The organism is Geodermatophilus sp. URMC 64, assembly GCF_053502555.1.
In genome coordinates this window covers 2618043-2637807 of sequence record NZ_CP199955.1, presented here as the reverse complement: position 1 = coordinate 2637807, position 19765 = coordinate 2618043, and the positions used below count along the sequence as shown (strand labels likewise).

Annotated in this window: 12 protein-coding genes; 4 read left to right on the top strand and 8 right to left on the bottom strand. The window is 74.2% G+C overall.

Annotated features, from left to right (window positions below; translation table 11 throughout):
* Positions 1 to 4: 4 nt before the first annotated feature.
* On the top strand, positions 5 to 1507 hold the full coding sequence (locus ACWIYF_RS12925; protein ID WP_448628538.1) for a DUF2235 domain-containing protein: 1503 nt from the start codon (positions 5 to 7) through the stop codon (positions 1505 to 1507).
* Here the strand turns inward: ACWIYF_RS12925 and ACWIYF_RS12920 are convergent.
* The 5 genes from ACWIYF_RS12920 to ACWIYF_RS12900 form a co-directional block, all read right to left on the bottom strand.
* Positions 1494 to 2285, bottom strand: coding sequence for an alpha/beta fold hydrolase (locus ACWIYF_RS12920; RefSeq protein ID WP_448628537.1), 792 nt, complete (start codon positions 2283 to 2285; stop codon positions 1494 to 1496). The genes ACWIYF_RS12925 and ACWIYF_RS12920 overlap by 14 nt on opposite strands.
* 71 nt (positions 2286 to 2356) lie before the next feature.
* Complete coding sequence (locus ACWIYF_RS12915) at positions 2357 to 4315, bottom strand: 3-oxoacyl-ACP synthase III family protein (protein WP_448628536.1); 1959 nt, start codon at positions 4313 to 4315, stop codon at positions 2357 to 2359.
* Positions 4316 to 4351: 36 nt separating this feature from the next.
* A complete protein-coding gene (locus tag ACWIYF_RS12910) occupies positions 4352 to 9835 on the bottom strand; it encodes an ATP-binding protein (protein ID WP_448628535.1) in 5484 nt (1827 codons plus the stop codon).
* A 56-nt stretch (positions 9836 to 9891) separates the two neighbouring features.
* Complete coding sequence (locus ACWIYF_RS12905) at positions 9892 to 10707, bottom strand: 3-oxoacyl-ACP reductase family protein (protein ID WP_448628534.1); 816 nt, start codon at positions 10705 to 10707, stop codon at positions 9892 to 9894.
* 175 nt (positions 10708 to 10882) lie between these two features.
* Complete coding sequence (locus ACWIYF_RS12900; RefSeq protein WP_448628533.1) at positions 10883 to 12706, bottom strand: flavin-containing monooxygenase; 1824 nt, start codon at positions 12704 to 12706, stop codon at positions 10883 to 10885.
* 83 nt (positions 12707 to 12789) lie between these two features.
* On the opposite strand from ACWIYF_RS12900, the gene ACWIYF_RS12895 reads away from it, so the two are divergent.
* The 3 genes from ACWIYF_RS12895 to ACWIYF_RS12885 all read left to right on the top strand — a co-directional run bounded on the left by ACWIYF_RS12895 (position 12790) and on the right by ACWIYF_RS12885 (position 15539).
* The gene (locus ACWIYF_RS12895) at positions 12790 to 13401 is read left to right on the top strand and encodes a flavin reductase family protein (protein ID WP_448628532.1); all 612 of its coding nucleotides are present in this window, start codon (positions 12790 to 12792) and stop codon (positions 13399 to 13401) included.
* Positions 13402 to 13507: 106 nt separating this feature from the next.
* Positions 13508 to 15139, top strand: a complete 1632-nt coding sequence (locus tag ACWIYF_RS12890; protein ID WP_448628531.1) for a glycoside hydrolase family 13 protein — start codon at positions 13508 to 13510, stop codon at positions 15137 to 15139.
* A 16-nt stretch (positions 15140 to 15155) separates the two neighbouring features.
* Positions 15156 to 15539, top strand: coding sequence for a YchJ family protein (locus ACWIYF_RS12885; protein WP_448628530.1), 384 nt, complete (start codon positions 15156 to 15158; stop codon positions 15537 to 15539).
* A gap of 30 nt (positions 15540 to 15569) precedes the next feature.
* Here ACWIYF_RS12885 and ACWIYF_RS12880 read toward each other — a convergent pair whose 3' ends face one another.
* The 3 genes from ACWIYF_RS12880 to ACWIYF_RS12870 form a co-directional block, all read right to left on the bottom strand.
* Positions 15570 to 17327 (bottom strand): DUF222 domain-containing protein, encoded by a 1758-nt coding sequence (locus ACWIYF_RS12880; RefSeq protein ID WP_448628529.1) that lies wholly within the window; start codon positions 17325 to 17327, stop codon positions 15570 to 15572.
* A gap of 154 nt (positions 17328 to 17481) precedes the next feature.
* A complete protein-coding gene (locus ACWIYF_RS12875; RefSeq protein WP_448628528.1) occupies positions 17482 to 18330 on the bottom strand; it encodes an alpha/beta fold hydrolase in 849 nt (282 codons plus the stop codon).
* 10 nt (positions 18331 to 18340) lie between these two features.
* A complete protein-coding gene (locus tag ACWIYF_RS12870) occupies positions 18341 to 19750 on the bottom strand; it encodes an FAD-binding oxidoreductase (protein ID WP_448628527.1) in 1410 nt (469 codons plus the stop codon).
* Positions 19751 to 19765: the final 15 nt, after the last annotated feature.

Here is a 19765-nt window from a genome sequence, read left to right as displayed (position 1 = left end):
GCGCGTGGCCAGGAGGCTGTCGGTCTGCTGCGACGGCACGTGGCAGGACGTGGCGCAGGACAGCAACGTGGCCCGGCTGCACCGCGCGATCGTGCCGGACCCCGGAGACCCCGACCCCCTCTACGTCAAGGGCGTCGGGGTCTCCCCGGACCTGCTCGAGCGGCTGCGGGGCGGCCTGACCGGGGCGGGGCTGGACGAGGCGATCACGGGTGGCTACCGGTGGCTGGTCGAGCACTTCCGGGCCGGCGACCGCATCGCGGTGTTCGGGTTCAGCCGCGGCGCGTACACCGCGCGCAGCCTGGCCGGGATGATCGGCCGGGTCGGGCTGGTCGACGGGAGCGGCCTCACCGCCGAGCAGGTCGACGACGCGGTCGACCGGGCGTACGCGCACTACCGCGCGCTGAAGACCGGACCGGACGACCCGGACTGGGACGCCGGCCTGCGCTTCGCCTACCGCGCCGGCGACCCGGGCATCCCGGTGGACCTCGTCGGCGTCTGGGACACCGTCGGCGCCCTGGGCATCCCCGCCTACGTCGGCATCCCCGACATCGGCGGCTCGCGCGAGCGCTACCAGTTCCTCGACGTCGTCCTCGACCCGCACATCGCGCACGGCCGGCACGCCGTCTCCCTCGACGAGATGCGCGGCCCGTTCCGGCCGACGCTGTGGCGCGACATCCCGCCGGACCAGGACGTCCGCCAGGTGTGGTTCCCGGGCGACCACTCCGACGTGGGCGGCGGGCACGCCGACACCGGGCTGTCCGACGGGGCCCTCGACTGGATGATGCGCGAGGCGACGGCCGCGATCGGCCTGACGTTCGACCGCAGCCGGATCGCCGGCTTCCGGCCCGACGCCGGGGGCGCGCTGCACGGCGAGTGGCACGGGGCGGCCGGCGCGGTGCTCGAGGTGACGATGCAGCCGCGTCCCCGGGCGGTCCCGCGGATCGACGCCGGCCGGCCCGATCCCGACGTCGACGGGTCGGCCTACGAGCGGCAGCGGGCGACCGGCTACCGCCGCACCCGCACGCTGTCGGCCGCCGGCGACACGGCCACGGTGACCGTGCCGGCCGACCGGTCGTGGACGGCGACCGGGCTGTACCTGGAGCCCGGCAGCTACCGCTTCGCCGCGGACGGCCGCTGGTCCAGCGCGGGCGACGCCTGCGGCCCCGCCGGGGAGACCGGGGGCCGGCACCGGTTCGGCAGCGTGGCCAGCGGCCTCATCGGTGCCGCGCAGGGCCTGTTGCGGGGGCTGCTGCACAACCCGGAGGCCGGCCTCGTCGGCGCCCGCCGCGAGCCCGCGCACCCGTGGCTGTCCTTGGTCGCGCTCGTCGGGAACGAGCAGACCGACGCCACCGGCGCCGTCACCCACCCCGACGAGAAGGCCTTCGTGGGCGAGGGCACCACGGAGGAGACCCGCCGCAGCGGCTACCTGCACGGCTATCCCAACGACGCCTTCGGCTTCTACGGCAACAACGACGGCGCCGTGGAGCTCACCGTCACCCGCGCGTAGCCCCGGTCAGTGCCCGCAGCTCCGTCACCATCACCCGGGGGTACTGCAGCGGGAGGAAGTGCGTCCCGGGCAGCACGTGCAGCTGCGCCCCGGGCACGGTCCGCCACGCGGCACGGACGTCGGCGACGTCCACCAGCGAGTCGTAGCGACCGGCGACGAAGGTGACCGGGCAGCGCACGGGCGCGAGGTCGAGCGGCGCGTGCTCGGCGACGGCCAGCGCGAGCCGGCGGTACCAGGCCCAGTCGTGGCGGGAGAACTCGCGCAGCACCGCGCCCAGCATCCCCGGGTGGGCCGCCTCGTGCGCCGGCCCGCGCAGCGCGCCGGGCGAGAGCAGGTCGGTCAACGGAGGCAGGCTCGCGGCGATCGGCGGCAGCAGCGGCCCCATCACCGGCAGCAGCCGGCTGCTCCACCGGCCCATGGGCGCGCGCAGCCGCCGCGGCACGCCGTACGGGGCGAACAGCGACGAGAACGAGCCCCCGGGGACCCCGGCCACGGCGAGCACGCCGAGCACGCGGGCCGGGTCCTCCAGGGTCAGCTCGAAGGCGATGTTGACCCCCAGCGACCAGCCGATCAGCGTCGCCGCGGGCATGTCGAACGCGTCGAGCACCGCGCGGGCGTCGTCGGCGTGGTCCTCGACGCGGATCCGCGCCGGGTCCGTCGGCCGCTCCGAGCCGCTGAGCCCGCGGTGCGCCCAGGTCGCCACACGGAAGCCGCTGCGCGGCGCGACGACGCCCGGCCACGCCTCCCGCGGGGCACCGAGGCCGTTGCACAGCAGCACCGGTGCCCCGTCGCCGTCGTTGCACCAGGCCGACAACCGGGTCCCGTCCGCGGCGCGGACCGCACGGACGCTCAGGCGAACGCCTCCCGGACCTCCTCCGACGCGGGCCCGTGCTCGGCCGGCTCCGCGAACACCGGCTCCTCGGCGACCACGTTCCGCGCCTGCGCGCCCTGGACCTCCACCACCGCGGGATCGACCCGCATCACGGCGTACCCGGCCACGGCCCCGGCGCCGAACCCGGGCGCGAAGACGCGGACGGGCTCGGTGATGACGCCGTCCCGGACCGCGTCGTGGATGGCCAGCGGGATGCTCGCCGACGACGCGTTGCCGGTGGTCTGGATGTTGAAGTACAGCCGGTCGGCGCCGAGCCCGGCCCGCTCGGCGAGCTGCAGCACCATCGTCTTGTTGGCCTGGTGCGGGACGATCAGGTCGACGCTGTCCAGCAGCGACGCGGCCCTGCCGTCCGGGTCGGGCAGGGCGCCGATCTCCTCGATCATCTGGGCGAGGTAGCGGCCGGCCAGCGCCTTCACCTGCGGGCCGAACACCGTGATGTTGTTGTCGAACTCGGGGTTGGGCCAGATGATCGAGTTCACCTCGCTGGCCGGGCCGCTGGCGTAGGTCTGCAGGAAGTCGACGTCGGGCGCCTCCCCCTCGGCGGCCGGGCCCACCACCATGGCGGCGGCCCCGTCGGCGAACAGCATCCGCGACGGCCGGACGTTGCCGATCTTGTCCGAGAACTTCTCGGCGCAGACCACCAGGACCGGCCGCTCCACCTCCTGCAGGATGCGGATCGCCTCGGCCAGGCCGTAGGGCATGCCGGCGCAGGCGGCGACGATGTCGTAGGCGGCGTGCGTCTGGTAGATGCCGAGCTGGCCGCAGAGGTAGGTGGCCAGCGACGGGATCAGCCGCGAGCTGGTGCAGGTGCACACCAGGACGGCGCCGATCTCCTCCGGCCCCCGCTTCGCCTTGTCCAGGGCCGCCTCGGCGGCCTGCAGCGCCAGCTCCTCCAGGCTCAGCGACGTGTAGCGCCGCTCCTCGACGCCGGTCTTCTCCCGGATCTCGTCGGCGCTCATCGGCGACCAGCTGTAGGCGGAGTTGCGGACGACGTCGTCGTTGGTGCAGACCTGGTCGCCGTGCACCGCGACCAGGCACTCCAACTTCGGCATCACGGTGAACGACCGGCGCACGTCCACCGCCGGGAAGGGCCGGACGGGCTGCCGCGACTCCCGCGCGACCGGCGCCGGCCGGGTCGTGGCCCCGGCGGAGAGCCGGCGGAGGAAGTCCCGGACGTGCACGTCCCGCGGGTGGAAGGCGACCACGTAGTCGTCGTCCGACAGCTCGTCCGCCCGGGCCAGCTCCACGGCCGCGCGGTCCCACGGGTACTGGTTGTGCAGGATCATCGCCCAGCGGTGCAGCGCCTCGAGCTCGGGCACCTCCTCGCAGCAGTCGAGGATGTCGTCGTAGTCGTAGACCGGGTAGTCCGGGTCGTAGCGCGGCAGCCGGAACGTGAGGTTGCCCGGTTGCTCGAGGAACTCCGCGACCGTCGGCTTGACCGCCGGCAGCGTCGTCGCGTGGTGCTTGCGGTTGGCGAAGACGTCGAACAGGACGCCGAAGATGCGGTCCTCGACCTCCGCGTCCCACTTCGGTGGCAGCGCCGGGTAGGCCGACTCGACGGCGGCCACCTTCGTCTCGCCGTCCTCCCACGGTTCGAGGACCGGCAGGAACACGTCGGTGCGGTTGCGGGGCACGTCCGCCCACCGGGTCGGCCGCTTGTCGTACATGGTGATCGAGAAGCGGTTGGCCCAGAACAGGTTGAGCGCGAGGTCCCGTATCAGGGCGTACCGGCTGTCGTAGGCGTCGGTGCGGACCTTGTCCAGGATGTCGGTGCCGCTCGGGGCCTTGGTCTCGAAGTCGCGGCGGATGACGGTGTCGAGTTGCTCGAGGGACTCCATCGTCGAGAAGTCCAGCTGCGGCATGACGCTCGAGGGAAAGACCGGGCGACCGTGCCGGTTGAGGACGAAGGCTTTCATCGTGGTCCTTTCTGACCGTCGGACGTCGCGGTGGGCCTAGCTCCGGGCCGCGCGCTCCATCCCCCGCTCGACGGCGGCGATGAGGCGGGGGCGCAGCTCGGCGGCGGGGATGATCGCGTGCACCGAGCCGACCCGCTGGGCTCGCGCGATGTCGTGGACGCCCTCGAACTCGGCGGCCACCTCGCCGAGCTTCTCCGAGCGGACGGTGGCGCGGAGGGTGGCCAGCTCGGCCCGAAGCCGGCCCTGCTCGACCGCGTCGGCCGAGCCGAGGGCCTCCTCCAGCTCCCGCACCCGGGGGTCGGCGGCGGTGCGCTTGTCGACCTCGCGGGTGAAGACCACCGCGGCGGCCGGGGCCCCGCCGATCACGGACGCGTAGGAGCCCTCGACCGCCAGGACCTCCATGTTGTCGTTGAGGACGCCGGAGAAGACGACGAAGGCACCGCCGTGGTAGCGGGAGATGACGCAGAAGACGATCGGGCCGTCGAAGTTGACCAGCGCCCGGCCGATCTCGGCGCCGTACTCCAGCTGCATCTTGCGCAGCGACTCCGGGGAGCCGTCGAAGCCGGACAGGTTGGCCAGCACGACCAGCGGACGGTTGCCGCTGGCCGCGTTGATCGCCCGCGCGGTCTTCTTCGACGACCGCGGGAACAGCGTGCCCGCCGTCCACTGGTCGGGGCCGTCGGCCGGGAACGAGCCCCGGCGCGGGATCGGGTGCGACTCGATGCCCAGCACCGTGACCGGGTGCCCGCCGAGGTAGGCGTCCTGGACGACGGCGGTGTCGGCGTCGGCCATGCCGGCCCACCGCTCCAGGACCGGGTGGTCGGTGTCGGTGACCGCGCGCATCACCGTGCGGATGTCGAACGGCTTCTTGCGCTCCGGGTTGGCGGTCGCCGAGAAGATGTCGCCGACGGTGCTGAAGTCGCTCGACGGGTGGGTGTGCGGGAACTCCCGGACGTCGCGGTCCCGCGGGTCGCCGGTGTCGGCCGGCCGCGCCCACCGCTCCCCCGGCGCGACGTAGGCGTACTCGTAGTGCTGGAAGAGGACCTCGCAGGCGGCGGTGAGGTTGGGCGCCCAGTACTGCGCCTGGCCGTTGGGGCCCATCACGCGGTCGTAGCCGCCGATGCCGAAGTTGTCCTCGGCGGAGACCCCGCCGGAGTAGTCCAGCGAGTGCTTGCCGGTGAGCACCATCGCGCTGTCCGGCGTCATGATCAGGATGCCCTTGGTGTGCAGGAGCATCGTGGCCTCGGCGTTCCAGTACGGCTGGGCGCCGACGTTGATGCCCGCGACGACGACGTTGACCTCGCCGCCGGCCTGGGTGAACTCGATGATCCGGCGCAGCGCGCGGGCCACCCAGTCCATGTTCTCGGTGCCGCTGTCCATGGAGATCCGCGCTCCCGAGGACAGCGCGAACCACTCCACCGGCAGCCCGCGCTCCTCGGCGAGGTCCAGCGCGGCGATGACGCGGGCGCACTCCGGCTCGGCGACGGTGCCCAGCTGCTTGGTCGGGTCGCCGAACAGCACCACCCGCGTCATGCCCTCGGGGTAGCGCTTCGTCGGCGTGGTCACCACGCCGACGACGATCCCGGCCCGGTTGCGGCCGGGTGGCCGGTCGACCGGGGCCAGCCGGCCCTCGTCGTCCAGGTCGTGCTCGACGAAGGTCCCGTCGGGACCGGCCAGCAGGCTGCTCAGCTCGTAGGGGTAGACCGCGCCGCGCGCCCGCGAGCTGAGCACCTTCTCGGTGTAGTCGTCGAGCGTGCGCATCGGCTCGGTGGGCCGCTCGGTGAGCTGCAGCTGCACCCCGGTGCCGGGCCGGTAGGAGAACCGCAGGGCCACCTCGCGCGGCGTCCCGCCCGGCTCCTGGAGCCGCGCGAACAGCATGATCTGGTCCAGGCCGGCCCCGACCGTGAGCGGCGCGGCCATCCGGGCGAAGGTGGCCACCTCCGACAGCGGGACCTCGATCGAGGGCCAGGCGTAGAGGAAGACGCGGTTGTGCTCCAGAGGCCGGCGGGAGCGCCGCCGCGACTGCGCCCGCCGCAGGCTGTCCAGGCACGCGGTGAGCTGGCGCTCGACCGTCGGGTACCCGACGATCTCGCCGGTCTCGTCGCGCAGTGCGGCCAGGTCGCGGACCTCCGCCATCGCGATGAACCGCTCGTCGTTCGGGTTGTCCTTGGCCGTGACGTGGAACAGGTAGGTGTCCTCGGCCGACGGCACGCGCTCGCCGTCGAAGTTCTTCAGCCGCCACAGGTTCAGCCGCTGCGCGGTCAGCGGGTGCATGCCCCGGACGAGCCGGTCCTCCGCGAGCCCCTCCGGCCCGGGCCGGAAGGTCACCGTCTCGACGTCCCCGGCCGGGGTGCAGACGGTCACCGTGACCCGCCGGACCACCGGCAGCGGCGCCAGGTCGCCGAGCAGGCCGTGCACCTGCGCGGCCAGCGCGTCGGGGTCGGCCGGGCGGTCCGGCCAGGACAGGTAGAGGTCCACGAGCAGGGTCTGCGGGTCGGGCACGTCGCCGGCCATCCGGCACACGGCGGCCAGCAGGGTCGGCAGGTCGCCCACGGGCGCCATCAGGGCGACCAGGTGCAGCCGGGTGCCGAGCAGGTCGTAGTCGGCGGTCACGCTGGAGTGCCCGTCGAGCAGGAAGGACCGAACGTTCTCCAGGTCCCGGCTGCGGTAGTAGCGGCGGGTCAGCACCTCGAGGACCGGGTCCGGGACGTCGGTCCGCCGGTCGGCGCGCTCGGCCAGCAACCGGATCAGCGGCTCCGGGCTCTCGACCAGCTGCTCCACGCGCCGCATCGACGCGTCGCCGTCGCCGCGCGCCCCGGCCTCCTCCAGCTCGGCCAGCAACCGGGTGGCCTCCTCGAGGACGACCTGGCGGTTGGCCTGGACGACGGGCTCCTCGAAGTACCGGTAGCGCACTGCCCGGGCCACGTCGCCCACGGCCGGGTAGCGCAGCTGGGTGGCGACGACGAGCCGGTCGAGGACGTCGCCGACCTCGGCGCGCGCGGGACCGGACGGCGCCGGCGCGGACAGCCAGCGGTCGAGCAGCGCCAGCACCGCGGGCAGCTGGTCGGCGGTGCGCTGCTGGGCCAGGAAGATCCGGTGCACCGCCTCCTGCAGCGCCGGCCCCGGCTCCAGGTCCTGGACGTCGTAGTGCTGCAGGGCGCGCAGCAGCCGGGCGCGGAAGCTCTCCGGCAGGCCCTCGCGGTCGGCGTCCAGCGAGTGCAGGTAGGCGTGGAAGTACTCCCGCGGGCTGTGGACCTGCTGGTCGGCCTCCTCCTCCTCGCTCGCCGGGCGGTTGCGGGAGAGCTCGGCCAGGTCGGCGAACGTGGTGAGGACGGCGAGCTCCCCGTGGAGCAGCTCCTCGTCGTCGGCGAGCTCGCCGCGGGCGGTGTCGTACTGGGCGATGAGCTCCCGGGCGTAGCGGCCGCTGACGTCGTAACCGGTGATCAGCGCCTGCAGCGCGGCGAGCAGGGACAGCGCGCGGTCCCGGGCGTGCGCGGTGGGCGCGTCGGGCTCGGGCAGCGCGACCCGCTCGCCGGTGACCTCCTCGGCGTCCCCGCCGGTCCGCTCGACGAACAGCAGCGGGGCGCCGGCGTCGACCTGGGCGTTGGCCCGGACCAGCAGCTCGCGCACGCGGCCGGCGAACGGCGCGCGCACCGGCGTCTCCATCTTCATGCTCTCGACGACGGCGACCGTCTGGCCGGCCTCGACCTCCTCGCCGGGCGCGACGCGCAGCGCGACGACGACGGCCGGGGCCGGGGCGCGCACGAGGCCGCCGGCGTCCCGGGTCACCCGGTGGGCGACCCCGTCGACCTCGACCAGGTGCGAGCCGGTGCCCTGGACGGCCACGACCGACCAGCGCCGGTCCCCGACCGCGAGCCGGGTCTCCAGCGGGCCGAGGCGGTCGACCTCGACGTCGGCGTAGCGGCCGTCGAGCTCCACCCGGTAGCGGTCCCGGCCGGTCTTGGCGATCGTGCACCGGTAGACCTGCCCGCGGTAGCCCAGCTCAACGGGGCGGCCCACCTCGTGCGGGGCGCGCGGCCGCCCGCCGCGGGCGGAGGCGAGGAACGCGGCCCGCTCCCCCGCCTCCTCGGCCTCCGACACGTCGATCGCCACCTGGACCAGCGCGACCCACGCGTCGCCGATCGGCAGGGCGGCGGCCTCGCTGCCCGTGCGGTCGAGCCAGCCGGTGTCCACGGTGCCGGCCACGACCTCCGGCCGGTCGAGCAGGTCGAGCAGGAAGGACTTGGTCGTCGTCCCGCCGCGCAGGACGACCGTGGTGTCCCGCAGCGCGACGCGCAGCCGGGCGAGGGCCTCGGGGCGGTCCCGGCCCCAGGCGATGATCTTGGCGATCATCGAGTCGTACTGCGGCGGGATGACGTCGCCCTCGCCGAACCCGCTGTCGACCCGCACGCCGGGGCCGGTGGCCGGGCGCATGAGCTCCACCCGCCCGGGGGCCGGCGCGAAACCCTGCTCGGCGTCCTCCGCGGTGAGCCGGACCTCCACGGCGTGGCCGCGTGCCGGGGGCGCCTCCCCCTCGAGCCGGCCGCCCTCGGCGACGTGCAGCTGCAGTTTCACCAGGTCCAGGCCGGTGGTCTCCTCGGTGACCGGGTGCTCGACCTGCAGCCGGGTGTTGACCTCCAGGAAGGTGAACAGCCGCTCGTCGGGCTGATACAGGAACTCGACGGTCCCCGCCCCGACGTAGCCGGCGGCCTTGACCAGCGCGATCGCGGACTCGCGCAGCGAGCGGTCCTGCTCGTCGGAGAGCGCCGGGGAGGCGGACTCCTCGAGGATCTTCTGGTTGCGCCGCTGCACGGAGCAGTCCCGGACGCCGGGCGCCCAGACGGTGCCGTGCCGGTCGGCGATCACCTGCACCTCGACGTGCCGGCCGCCCTCGACCAGCCGCTCCATGAACACGACCGGGTCGCCGAAGGTGCGCTCCGCCTCGGCCTGCGTGCGGGTGAGCGCGTCCTCCAGCTCGGCCTCGGAGCGCACCACCCGGATGCCGCGCCCGCCGCCGCCGCTGCGCGCCTTGACGATGAGCGGGTAGCCGATCGTCGCCGCGTGCCCGCGGCCGTCCTCGAGCCCGGCGACCGGCCCGCCGCTCCACGGCGCGACCGGCACGCCGGCCTGCTCGGCGAGCACCTTGGCCTCGATCTTGGCGCCCAGCAGGCGCATGGCCTCGGGCGGCGGCCCGACGAAGGTCACGCCCAGGTCGGCGCACAGCTCGGCGAACGCCGGGTCCTCGGCGACGAAACCCCACCCCACCCAGGCAGCGTCGGCCCGGCTGGCGCGCAGGGCGCGGGCGAGCTCCTCGTGGTCGAGGTACGGGCTGCCCGTGCCGGTCTCGCGCAGCAGGACGGCCTCGTCGGCGGCGCGCACGAAGGTGGCCCGCCGCTCGGCCTCGGTGTGCAGCGCGATGACGCGCGTCCGCGTGCCGTGCTCGGCGTCGAGCTCCCGCACGGCCCGGATGAGCCGCATGGCCGGTTCGCCCCGGTTGACCACGGCGATGCGGTGGAACACCCGCGCGCCCCCTCCCTGTCGCGGTCGCGACGTCGACGGTCGATGTCGCGGACGGGCTACATGTCGAGGCCGCCGTTGACCCCCCACACCTGGCCGGTGATGTACGACGAGGCGTCCGCGGCCAGGAAGTGCACGACGCGGGCGACCTCCTCGGGCTCCCCGAGCCGGCCGATCGGGATCTTCGACCGCAGGCCCTCGAGCACCTTCTCCGGGATGGTGGCCAGCATCTCGGTGGCGGTGTAGCCGGGGGTCACGGCGTTGACCGTGATGCCGATCCCGTCGGTGTTGCCGGACCGTTGGGTCTGCATCGCGGCCTCGCGGGCGAGGGTCTTGGTGAGGCCGAGCAGCCCGGCCTTGGCCGACGCGTAGTTGGCCTGCCCGATGCCGCCGATCTCCCCGATGACCGACGAGATCATCACGATGCGCCCGCTGCCACGCTCGACCATGTGCTTGAGCCCGGCCTGCGACAGGTAGTACGCGCCGGAGAGGTTGACGTCGATGACCCGCCGCCAGTCCTCGTCGGTCATCTTCAGCACCGTGCGGTCGACCGTGATCCCCGCGTTGTTCACCAGGATGTCCAGCCGGCCGTGCTGGTCGATGACCTCCTGCACCGTGCGGCGGCAGTCGTCGGCCGACCCGATGTCCCCGCGGTGCACGGTGGAGTGGCTGTCCGGGAAGTCCTTCGAGAAGCTCTCGCAGAAGTCCTCGGCCGCCTGCGTGTTGCCGCTGTACCCGGCGGCGATCTCGGCCCCCTGGGCGGCCAGGCTGCGGCAGATCGCCGCGCCGATGCCTCTCGTACCGCCGGTCACGAAGGCCACCCGGCCCACGAGCTTCTCGCCGGTCCGGGCCGTGCGTACCTGTGTCGCGGTCACGACTCCCCCTCGCGGTTGGGCGCATCCCTGTGCCCGGGCCAGGAGCCGGATCCGACCGTGTTGCCGACTGCTCCGGCTCGGTACGGCGCGAGCATCCTGCGGTCGCGGGGGTGCGTCAATTCGAGCCGGCGCCTGTGGTCACGAGCACAGGCGCCGGCCTCCGATCCCGTGGTCCTCACCTCAGGTGGTGCACCTCCTGCAGGCCGAAGACGGGGGTCGGGATGCCCTCGTACCGGGCCTTGAGCTGCAGGGCGAGGTAGAGCGAGTAGTGCCGTGACTGGTGCAGGTTGCCGCCGTGGAACCACAGCGCCTCCTGCTGGGTCGGCTTCCACATGTTGCGCTGCTCGCCCTCCCACGGGCCGGGATCCTTCGTCGTCCCCGATCCCAGGCCCCAGACCTTGCCGACCTTGTCGGCGACGTCCTGGCCGATCAGGTCGGCGGCCCAGCCGTTCATCGACCCGTACCCGGTCGCGTACACCACCAGGTCGGCCGGCAGCTCGGTGCCGTCCTCGAGGACGACGGCGTCCTCGGTGAGCCGGACCACCTGCCCGTGCGCGAGCTTGACGTGCCCGTCGGCGACCAGGTCGGCGGCGCCGACGTCGATGTAGTAGCCCGAGCCGCGGCGCAGGTACTTCATGAACAGCCCGGAGCCGTCGTCGCCCCAGTCGTGCCGGAAGCCGGAGGCCTCCAGCCGCTCGTAGAAGTCCGCGTCGCGCTCCCGCATCTGGTCGTACAGCGGGATCTGGAACTCGTGCATGATCCGGTACGGGATCGAGGCGAAGATCATGTCCGCCTTCTCGGTGGTGACCCCGTTGGCCACCGCCTCCTCGCTGTAGAGCGCTCCGAGCCCGATGTCCATGAGGGTGTCGCTGCGGACGATGTGCGTCGAGGAGCGCTGCACCATCGTGACGTCGGCGTCGTGCTCCCACAGCGCGCCGCAGATGTCGAAGGCGGAGTTGTTGCTGCCGATGACGACGCAGCGCTTGCCGGCGTAGGCGTCCGGCCCGGGGTGGGCCGACGAGTGGTGCTGGTCGCCGCGGAAGACGTCCTGGCCGGGGATCTCCGGGATGTTCGGCTTGCCCGACATCCCGGTGGCCAGCACCAGGTGCTTGGGCCGCAGGGTCAGCGGGTCGCCCTCGCGCTCGAGCTCGACGGTCCACTCCCCCTTCTCCGGCGAGTACCTGGCCCTGGTGACGGCGGTGCTCGTCCAGTACGGCACCTCCATGGCCTCGACGTAGGACTCGAGCCAGTCGCCGATCTTGTCCTTGGGCGAGAAGACCGGCCAGGTGTCGGGGAACTTCAGGTAGGGCAGGTGGTCGTACCAGACGGGGTCGTGCAGGCAGAGCGACTTGTAGCGGCCGCGCCACTGGTCGCCGGGCCGGGGGTGCTTGTCGACGACGAGGCTCGGCACGCCGATCGACCGCAGCCGGGCGCCGAGCGCGATGCCGCCCTGGCCACCGCCGACGACCAGCACGTACGGCTGCACCGCGGTGCCGAGCTCGGCCCGCTCCTTCTCCCGCCGCTCCAGCCAGGTCAGCCGCTGCTTGTTGACCCCGTGCTCGGCGCCCATCGGCCGGCGCGCACCCTTCGGCTCCTCGTGCCCCTTGAGCTCGTGGAGCGAAGTGAGGAAGGTCCACGCCTTGGTCTCGCCGTCCTCCTCGATGAGCCGGGCCAGGCCGCGGCCGCGGCCCACCGCCGTCTCGAAGGTGAACCAGACGGTGGTGACGCCGTCGGCCTCCTCGGCCGGCTCCTCGGCGGCGAAGGCCGTCGGGTCGGTGCGCTCGAGGGTCTCGGTGAGCAGCTCGGTGACGCCGGCCCGGTTCTCGACGGTGGTGATGTTCCAGGTGAAGGAGACCAGGTCCCGCCAGAAGCTCGTGGCGGCGAACATGCCGGCGGCACGAGCCACGTCGCGGGCGCGCAGCGCGTCCTCCAGCCCGGACAGCCAGGTCTCGGCCCGCTGCTGCGGGGTCAGCGGGGGCGAGTCGAGCGTCTGCGTCATCGCGTCGTCCTCCCAGGGGCGGTGCGTCGGGGTGTGAGGGGGAGCACATCACCGAACCGCCCGGCTCGGAAGGGCTGCCGCGGATGGCTTCCTCGCCGTTCCGCGCCGGCCGGGTGCACACTCTGGCCCGCACCCGTCGCGGGAGGGAGGCCGAGCTGAGCGAGGACGACGGCGACTTCGCCACCCTGGTCGCGCACCTGGACCCCGCGATGACGATCGTCACGGCGGTGTCCGGCGGCGAGCGGGCCGGCTGCCTGGTGGGCTTCTCCGCGCAGTGCAGCATCACGCCGCCCCGGTACGTGGTCTGGCTGTCCAAGGCCAACCACACGTTCCGGGTGGCGCTGCACGCGCGGCACTTCGCCGTCCACTTCCTGGCCGAGGACGTCGACGACGACCTGCCGCGGCTGTTCGGCACGGTGTCCGGGGACGACGTCGACAAGTTCGCCCGGTGCGACTGGGACCCGGGGCCCGGCGGCGTGCCGGTCCTGCGCGGCTGCCCGCACCGGTTCACCGCCGAGCGGGTCGCCGTCCTGGACGAGGGCAGCGACCACGTCTGCCTCGTCGTGGCCCCGCTCGAGGTCTCCGCCGGCGGCCCGTTCCGGCCGCTGCGGCTCTCGCAGGTGACCCACCTGGACCCCGGGCACGAGGCCGCTGACCGGCCCACGCCGGCCACCGAACGGGACCACGAGTCCTGACCGCAGGCTGACGACCTGCGGATCTGGCGGAATCTGCCAAGACTCTCGCAATTGTTCGGCATTCCCAATAGGGACCCGGGGCGCCTCATCTGCCGATGGTGGGCACGTGTCCGCTCGGATGATCCGTGCGGGGACCGCGGCCCAACGACGGGTCCCGTCCCCGCGGTCGTCGACGCCCTGGTGGCGGACGGCCGTCGTCTACCAGGTGTACCTGCGCTCCTTCGCCGACGGGAACGGCGACGGGATCGGCGATCTGGCGGGCCTGCGCTCGCGATTGCCGTACCTGTCGTGGCTCGGCGTCGACGCGTTGTGGATCAACCCGCACTACCCCTCGGGCGGTGCGGACGGCGGCTACGACGTCACCGACTACCGGGCGGTCGATCCCGACTACGGCGACGTGTCGGACCTCGAGGCCCTGGTGGAGGACGCGCGGCAGCTCGGCCTGCGGGTCGTGCTGGACGTCGTCCCCAACCACACCTCGGACCAGCACCCCTGGTTCCAGGCGGCGCTCGCCGACCCCGACTCCCCCGAGGCGGCGCGCTACCACTTCGCCCCGCCGTCGGAGGAGCCGCCGAACAACTGGCAGTCGCTGTTCGGCGGGCCGGCGTGGTCCCGGACGCCGGACGGGCGGTGGTACCTGCACCTGTTCGCCCCCGAGCAGCCGGACCTGAACTGGCGCGACCCCGAGGTGGCCGCCGACTTCGAGAAGACGCTGCGGTTCTGGCTGGACCGGGGCGTGAGCGGGTTCCGCGTGGACGTCGCCTACGGGCTGTTCAAGGACCCGGAGCTGCGGGACAACCCGGGGCTCTACTCCCCCACCCTGTTCGGGCACGGGCCCGAGCAGGCGATGACCTGGAACCAGCCCGAGGTGCACGACGTCTGGCGGCGCTGGCGGTCGATCTGCGACGAGTACCCGGACACCATGCTGGTCGGCGAGGTCTGCCTGGCCGACCTCGACGAGGTGGCGCTGTACTCGCGGCCCGACGAGCTGCACCAGTCCTTCTCGTTCCGGCTGCTGAAGTCGCCGTGGTCGGCCGAGGCCTTCGCCGACGGCGTGCGGTCCGCGCTGGACGCCTTCGCGCCGGTCGGCGCCTCGGTGCCCTGGGTCCTCGGCAACCACGACAAGGACCGCCTGGTGACCCGCTTCGGCGGTGGGGAGCTCGGCACCGCCCGGGCCCGCGCCGCGGCCCTGCTGCTGCTGTCGCTGCCCGGCTCGGCCTACCTCTACGCCGGCGACGAGCTGGGGCTGCCGCAGGCCGCGGTGCCCGACGAGGCCAAGCGCGACCCGATCTTCTTCCGCAGCGGCGGCGCCCGCGCCGGCCGCGACGGCTGCCGGGTCCCGATGCCGTGGAACGCCTCCGCGGGTGTGGGCTTCTCGCCCGAGGGGGCGGCCGAGCCGTGGCTGCCGATCCCCTCGCGCTGGCACCGCCACGCCGTCTCGCGCCAGACGCGGGACGACGGCTCGATGCTGCAGCTCTACCGGCGGGCGCTGGCGCTGCGGGCCGAGCACCCGGCACTGGGCTCGGGCGAGGCCACCGTGCAGCGCGACGGCGACGTCCTCACCGTGCGCTGCACCGGGGACGGGCGGACGGTGCGGTGCGTGGTCAACATGGGCGCCGAGACGGTGCTGGTCCGCTCGACGGGCTCGGTGCTGCTCGCCTCGACGCCGCACCTGCCCGCCTCCGACCGCAGCGTCGCCCTGCCGCCCGACACCGCGGTCTGGCTCGCCGAGGACTGACCGGCAGACTCGGCGGGTGACCCCGACACGCTGCCCGTGCGGCACCGGCCTGCCCTACGCCGAGTGCTGCGGCCGGCTGCACGACGGCACGGCGACCGCGGGCACCGCCGAGCAGCTCATGCGCTCGCGGTACAGCGCGTTCGTGGTCGGCGACGCCGCCTACCTGCTGGACACGTGGCACCCGCGCACCCGGCCGCGCACGCTCGAGCTGGACCCGGCCGTGCGCTGGACCGGGCTGGAGATCGTGGCCACGACCGCCGGCGCCATGCTCGACCGGGAGGGCACCGTCGAGTTCCGGGCGGCGTACGTGGCCGACCGGGCGGCCGGCGTCCAGCACGAGCGCAGCCGGTTCGTGCGCGAGGACGGACGCTGGTTCTACCTGGACGGCGTGTCCCGCTGACCGGCGTTTCCGCGGAAACGCGGCGGACCCTCACGTCGGTTCGCCACCTCCTGTCTCGGCCGCCAGCCGTCGGACGAGCTCGCGGTTGCCCATGAGGACGCCGAGGGCATAGGCCATGTCGAGCCGGTCGGTGCGGTCCTGGATCGTGTCGGGCAGATCGGGCGGGCCGTCGGGGAAGAGGGCCGCGCCGATCCGGGCGGCCCTTCGGGCCGGGGAGGCCGGGGCAGGCGCCGCGAAGGAGGTGCGCCGGCCGGCGCGTCGGCCGCCGGGCCGCCGGACGCCCTCGGGACGTCCGGTGGGTGCGCTTCGGCGGCGGTGCGGGAACCGGTCGCGCGGAAGGCCACGGCCCCGCGCCGGGCGCCTGGCCAGCGGCGCACCTGCGGTGGGCTCGGAGCGGCGGTCGACGGCCGGGGCGTCGGCCGGTCGGCGGCCGATCCGGGTGTCGATCGGGTGGACGCCGACGAACGGGTCCTCGTCGGCGGTGCGGTTGGCGTCGAGGCCGGTCAGACCGGCCTGGAAGCCCGCGTCCCCGCCGCCCCACACCCGCCGCCCGTCGGGCGTGGTGACGATCAGCCACCCGTCGCTGCGGGTCATGACCAGATCCAGGTCGTGGACCAGGCCGTGGTCGGCGTCGCAGAGCAGCACCAGGTTGTCCAGGTCGGTGCGCCCGCCGAACAGCCAGTGCCGCAGGTGGTGGGCGTGCAGTCGTTCGATGCGGATCTCGGGGCAGCCCGGCCGCGCGCAGCCGCCGTCTCGACGCAGCAGGGCCCGCCGCTGTGCCCGGGTCGCCCGGCGCCTGCGGCGGCCGACCCCCAACGGCTCCCGGCCGCGCTCGAGCATGGTGACCACGGTCGCCTCGCAGAGCATCCTGCGCGCCTGGGCGCCGGAGAGAGCCGGACCTCCCTCGAAGAAGGCGCGGCCGGCGGCGTCGTCGGCGAGCACGTCGGCGTCGACGTGCACCACCACCTCTCGCCGCGGCGGATCCCCCGCGCGGCGATCCAGGTGCACGCGCGCCTCGGCCAGGGCGGCGAAGGCGGCGACGCGGCGGGCGGCGGTGCGCTCGCGGGCCAGCCCGGCCGCGACGTCCTCCGTGCAGCGCTCGGCCACGTCATGGTCGACGGTGCCTCCGGCGGCGCGGGTCCGCTCGTGCTGCGCCTGGGCCCTCTTCGCCTGGGCGCGTTCCCGGCGGGCGTCGCGCTCGGCGAGGGAGTCGATCGCGGCCATCACCGGGGCCCCCTGCTCGGTCGGCACGCGGATCTTGAACGTCATGAACCCGTCGTCGTCGGTCCAGGTCTGGAAGGACATGCCCTCCTCCGGCCGCCGGCCGGCCTCGGCGTCCTCGATGCGCCGCCACTGCCGGCAGAACCGCTCGGTCTGCGACGCGGTCGCGGACAACGCGAACTCCAGCAGCGACGCCTCGCAGTCGGCCGCCGCGATCCGGGTCAGCGCCCGGACCTTCGAGTACGACAGCCGGCCGGCGGTGTACGCCGCCTCGATCAGGGGCAGCGCGCGCAGCGCCCGGGCCACTCGCACGTGTTCCCGTCCGGCGTTGGGTGAGAGGCCGCACTGCCAGGACAGCCAGTGCCCGCAGGAGGTGATGCCGGCACCGTGCCAGCCGCCGCGCTCGTCGAACTCCGCGACCAGTCGCAGCCAGGCCGCCGTGGCCGCGGCCATCCGCACCGCGCCGCCGGTGATCGCCCGCGCCAGTTCCGGCAACGGTGAGCCGGACGGGTGCTCGCAGGGGGCGTCGTCCTGAACCGCCCCGGGCTTCTTCGTCATCGAATGCATGTTCGAATTGTAGATCGGGCCGCTGACAGAAGTCGCAGGTCAACGGCTCGTCGCGTTTCCGCGGAAACGCGACGGCGCTCCGACTCACCGCTCCGCTAATGCGGGCACACCCGCTGTCGGCTACCGCCAGGAGCATGCGTACGGCGACCCCCGGTCAGGCCGCGCGCTGCAGGGCCGTGCGCAGGTGGGCGGCCACGACCGCGGCGCCACGGCGGGTCATGATGCTGGCCGCGTGGTCGACACCCTCGACCAGCTCGGTGGCCTCCAGGGCGGGCAGCTCCGCGGCGAACGCGGCCACCCGCTCCGGCGGATAGGCCGGCGGCGAGTCGGGTCCCGTGCTCCACTGCGCGTGGACCAGCCGGGTGGGCCGGTCCAGCTGCCGCCACGGCGACGTGCCCAGGATGGTGTCGATCGCGTCGGCGACCAGCACGTCGGGATCCAGCCGCACCCGGCCGTCGGCCAGGTCGTGCGACAGGTAGTCGAGCAGCAGCGGGTCGTCGCGGTCGAGCAGCGGCATGCCGGGCAGGACGAAGTCGGCGTACTTCCGCACGTCGGCGAAGTCCCTGTCCACCCGGGACGCCTGGGCGGCGAACGCCGCGCGGACGCCGTCCTCGGTCAGCCCCTCGTGGACCGCCATCGGGAACCCGCCGTCCACCAGGACGACGTCGCGCACCCGGTCGGGGTGCGCCGTGGCCAGCGCGACCGCGACGAAGCCGCCCATCGACATCCCGCACACGCTCGCCCGGTCGAGCCCGAGTTCGTCGAGGACGGCGATCATGTCCTCGACGTGCCGGGCCACGGACGACGGACCGCCGACGTGCACGCTCGCGCCCCGTCCCCGCAGATCGGGCGCGACGAGTGCGAGCTCCGGGGCCTCGGCGCGCAGCCAGTTCCACAGCCTGCAGTTGCTGCTGAGCCCGTGGACGGCGAGGACGGGGTCGGTGTCGCCGGCCAGCACCTCGACCGAGAGCGCGCCGCCCGCGACGGGGACGGAACGGAACACCGGGCCTCCGCTACGGCTCGCCCACGACCTTGCCGGGGTTGAACAGGTCCAGCGGGTCCAGCGCCTGCTTGATCGCCTCCTGCATGGCGTGCGCGCCGGGGTCGAGCTCGGCCCGCATGCCCCCGCGCTTGAGCAGCCCGACTCCGTGCTCCCCGGTGACCGTCCCGCGCCGGGCGATCGCCGCGGTGAGGATGTCGTCGAAGGCCGCGACTGCGGCCCGGCGGGCGTCGTCGTCCCCGGGCGGGGTGATCATGCACGGGTGCAGGTTGCCGTCGCCGGCGTGCGCGATGGTCCCGATCTGCACCCCGTGCCGCGCGCCGATCTCCTCGACGTCCCGCAGCATCGCCGGCACCTCGGAGCGCGGCACGCAGATGTCCTCGGTCAGCACCGGGCCGAGGCGCTCCAACGCCGGGTAGGCCAGCCGCCGGGCCGCGAACAGCGCCTCAGCCTCGGCGTCGTCGCTGGACTGCTCGGCCCACAGCGCACCGGCCTCGCGGAAGGCGGCGGCCATCGCCGTCGCCTCCTCCTCCCCCGACGCGCCCGGGGTGTCGATCTTCGCCAGCAGCAGGGCGGCGGCGTCCGCCTCCAGCCCGAGGTGCTTCCACTCCTCGACCACCCGCAGCGTCGGCCCGTCGAGCAGTTCCAGGGCGAGCGGCGTGAGCTTGCGGCGGGTGGCCAGCGCGACCGCCTCGCCGGCGGCGACCAGCGAGCCGAAGGCGCCGACGACGGTCCGCGGCGCGGCGGACGGCGCGGGCCGCAGCCGCAGCGTCACCTCGGTGACCACGCCGAGCGTGCCCTCCGACCCGACCATCAGGCCGGTCAGGTCGTAGCCGGCGACGCCCTTCGTGGTGCGCCGGCCCATGCGCACGGCCGTGCCGTAGGCCCCCGCCGGACCGCCGACGACCGCCTGCAGGCCCAGCACGTAGTCCCGGGTCACGCCGTACTTCAGGCAGCACAGCCCGCCGGCGTTGGTCGCCACGTTCCCGCCGATCGTCGACCACGGCGCGCTGGCCGGGTCGGGCGGGTACCAGAGGCCGTGCTCGGCCACCGCGGCCTTGAGGTCGTCGTTGACCACGCCGGGCTCGACCACCGCGACCAGGTCGTCGGGGTCGATCTCCAGCACCCGGTTCATCCGCGAGAGGTCCAGCACCAGGCAGCCGTCGACGGCGTTCGCGCCGCCGGAGAGCCCCGTGCCCGCCCCCCGGGTGACCACCGGCACGCCCAGCTCGGCGCAGGTGGCGACGACCTGCTGCACCTCCGCGACGCTTCGGGCGCGGACGGCTCCGGCCGCGCGGCCGACGTCGGCCCACTCCGCCTCGTCGGAGGAGAGCCCCAGGAGGACGGCGTCGTCGGTGATCAGCGCGCCGTCCGGCAGGAGTCGCGCCAGCGCCGTTCGCCGCTCGGTGGACGTCGTCGCCATCGCGCACCTCCGGTC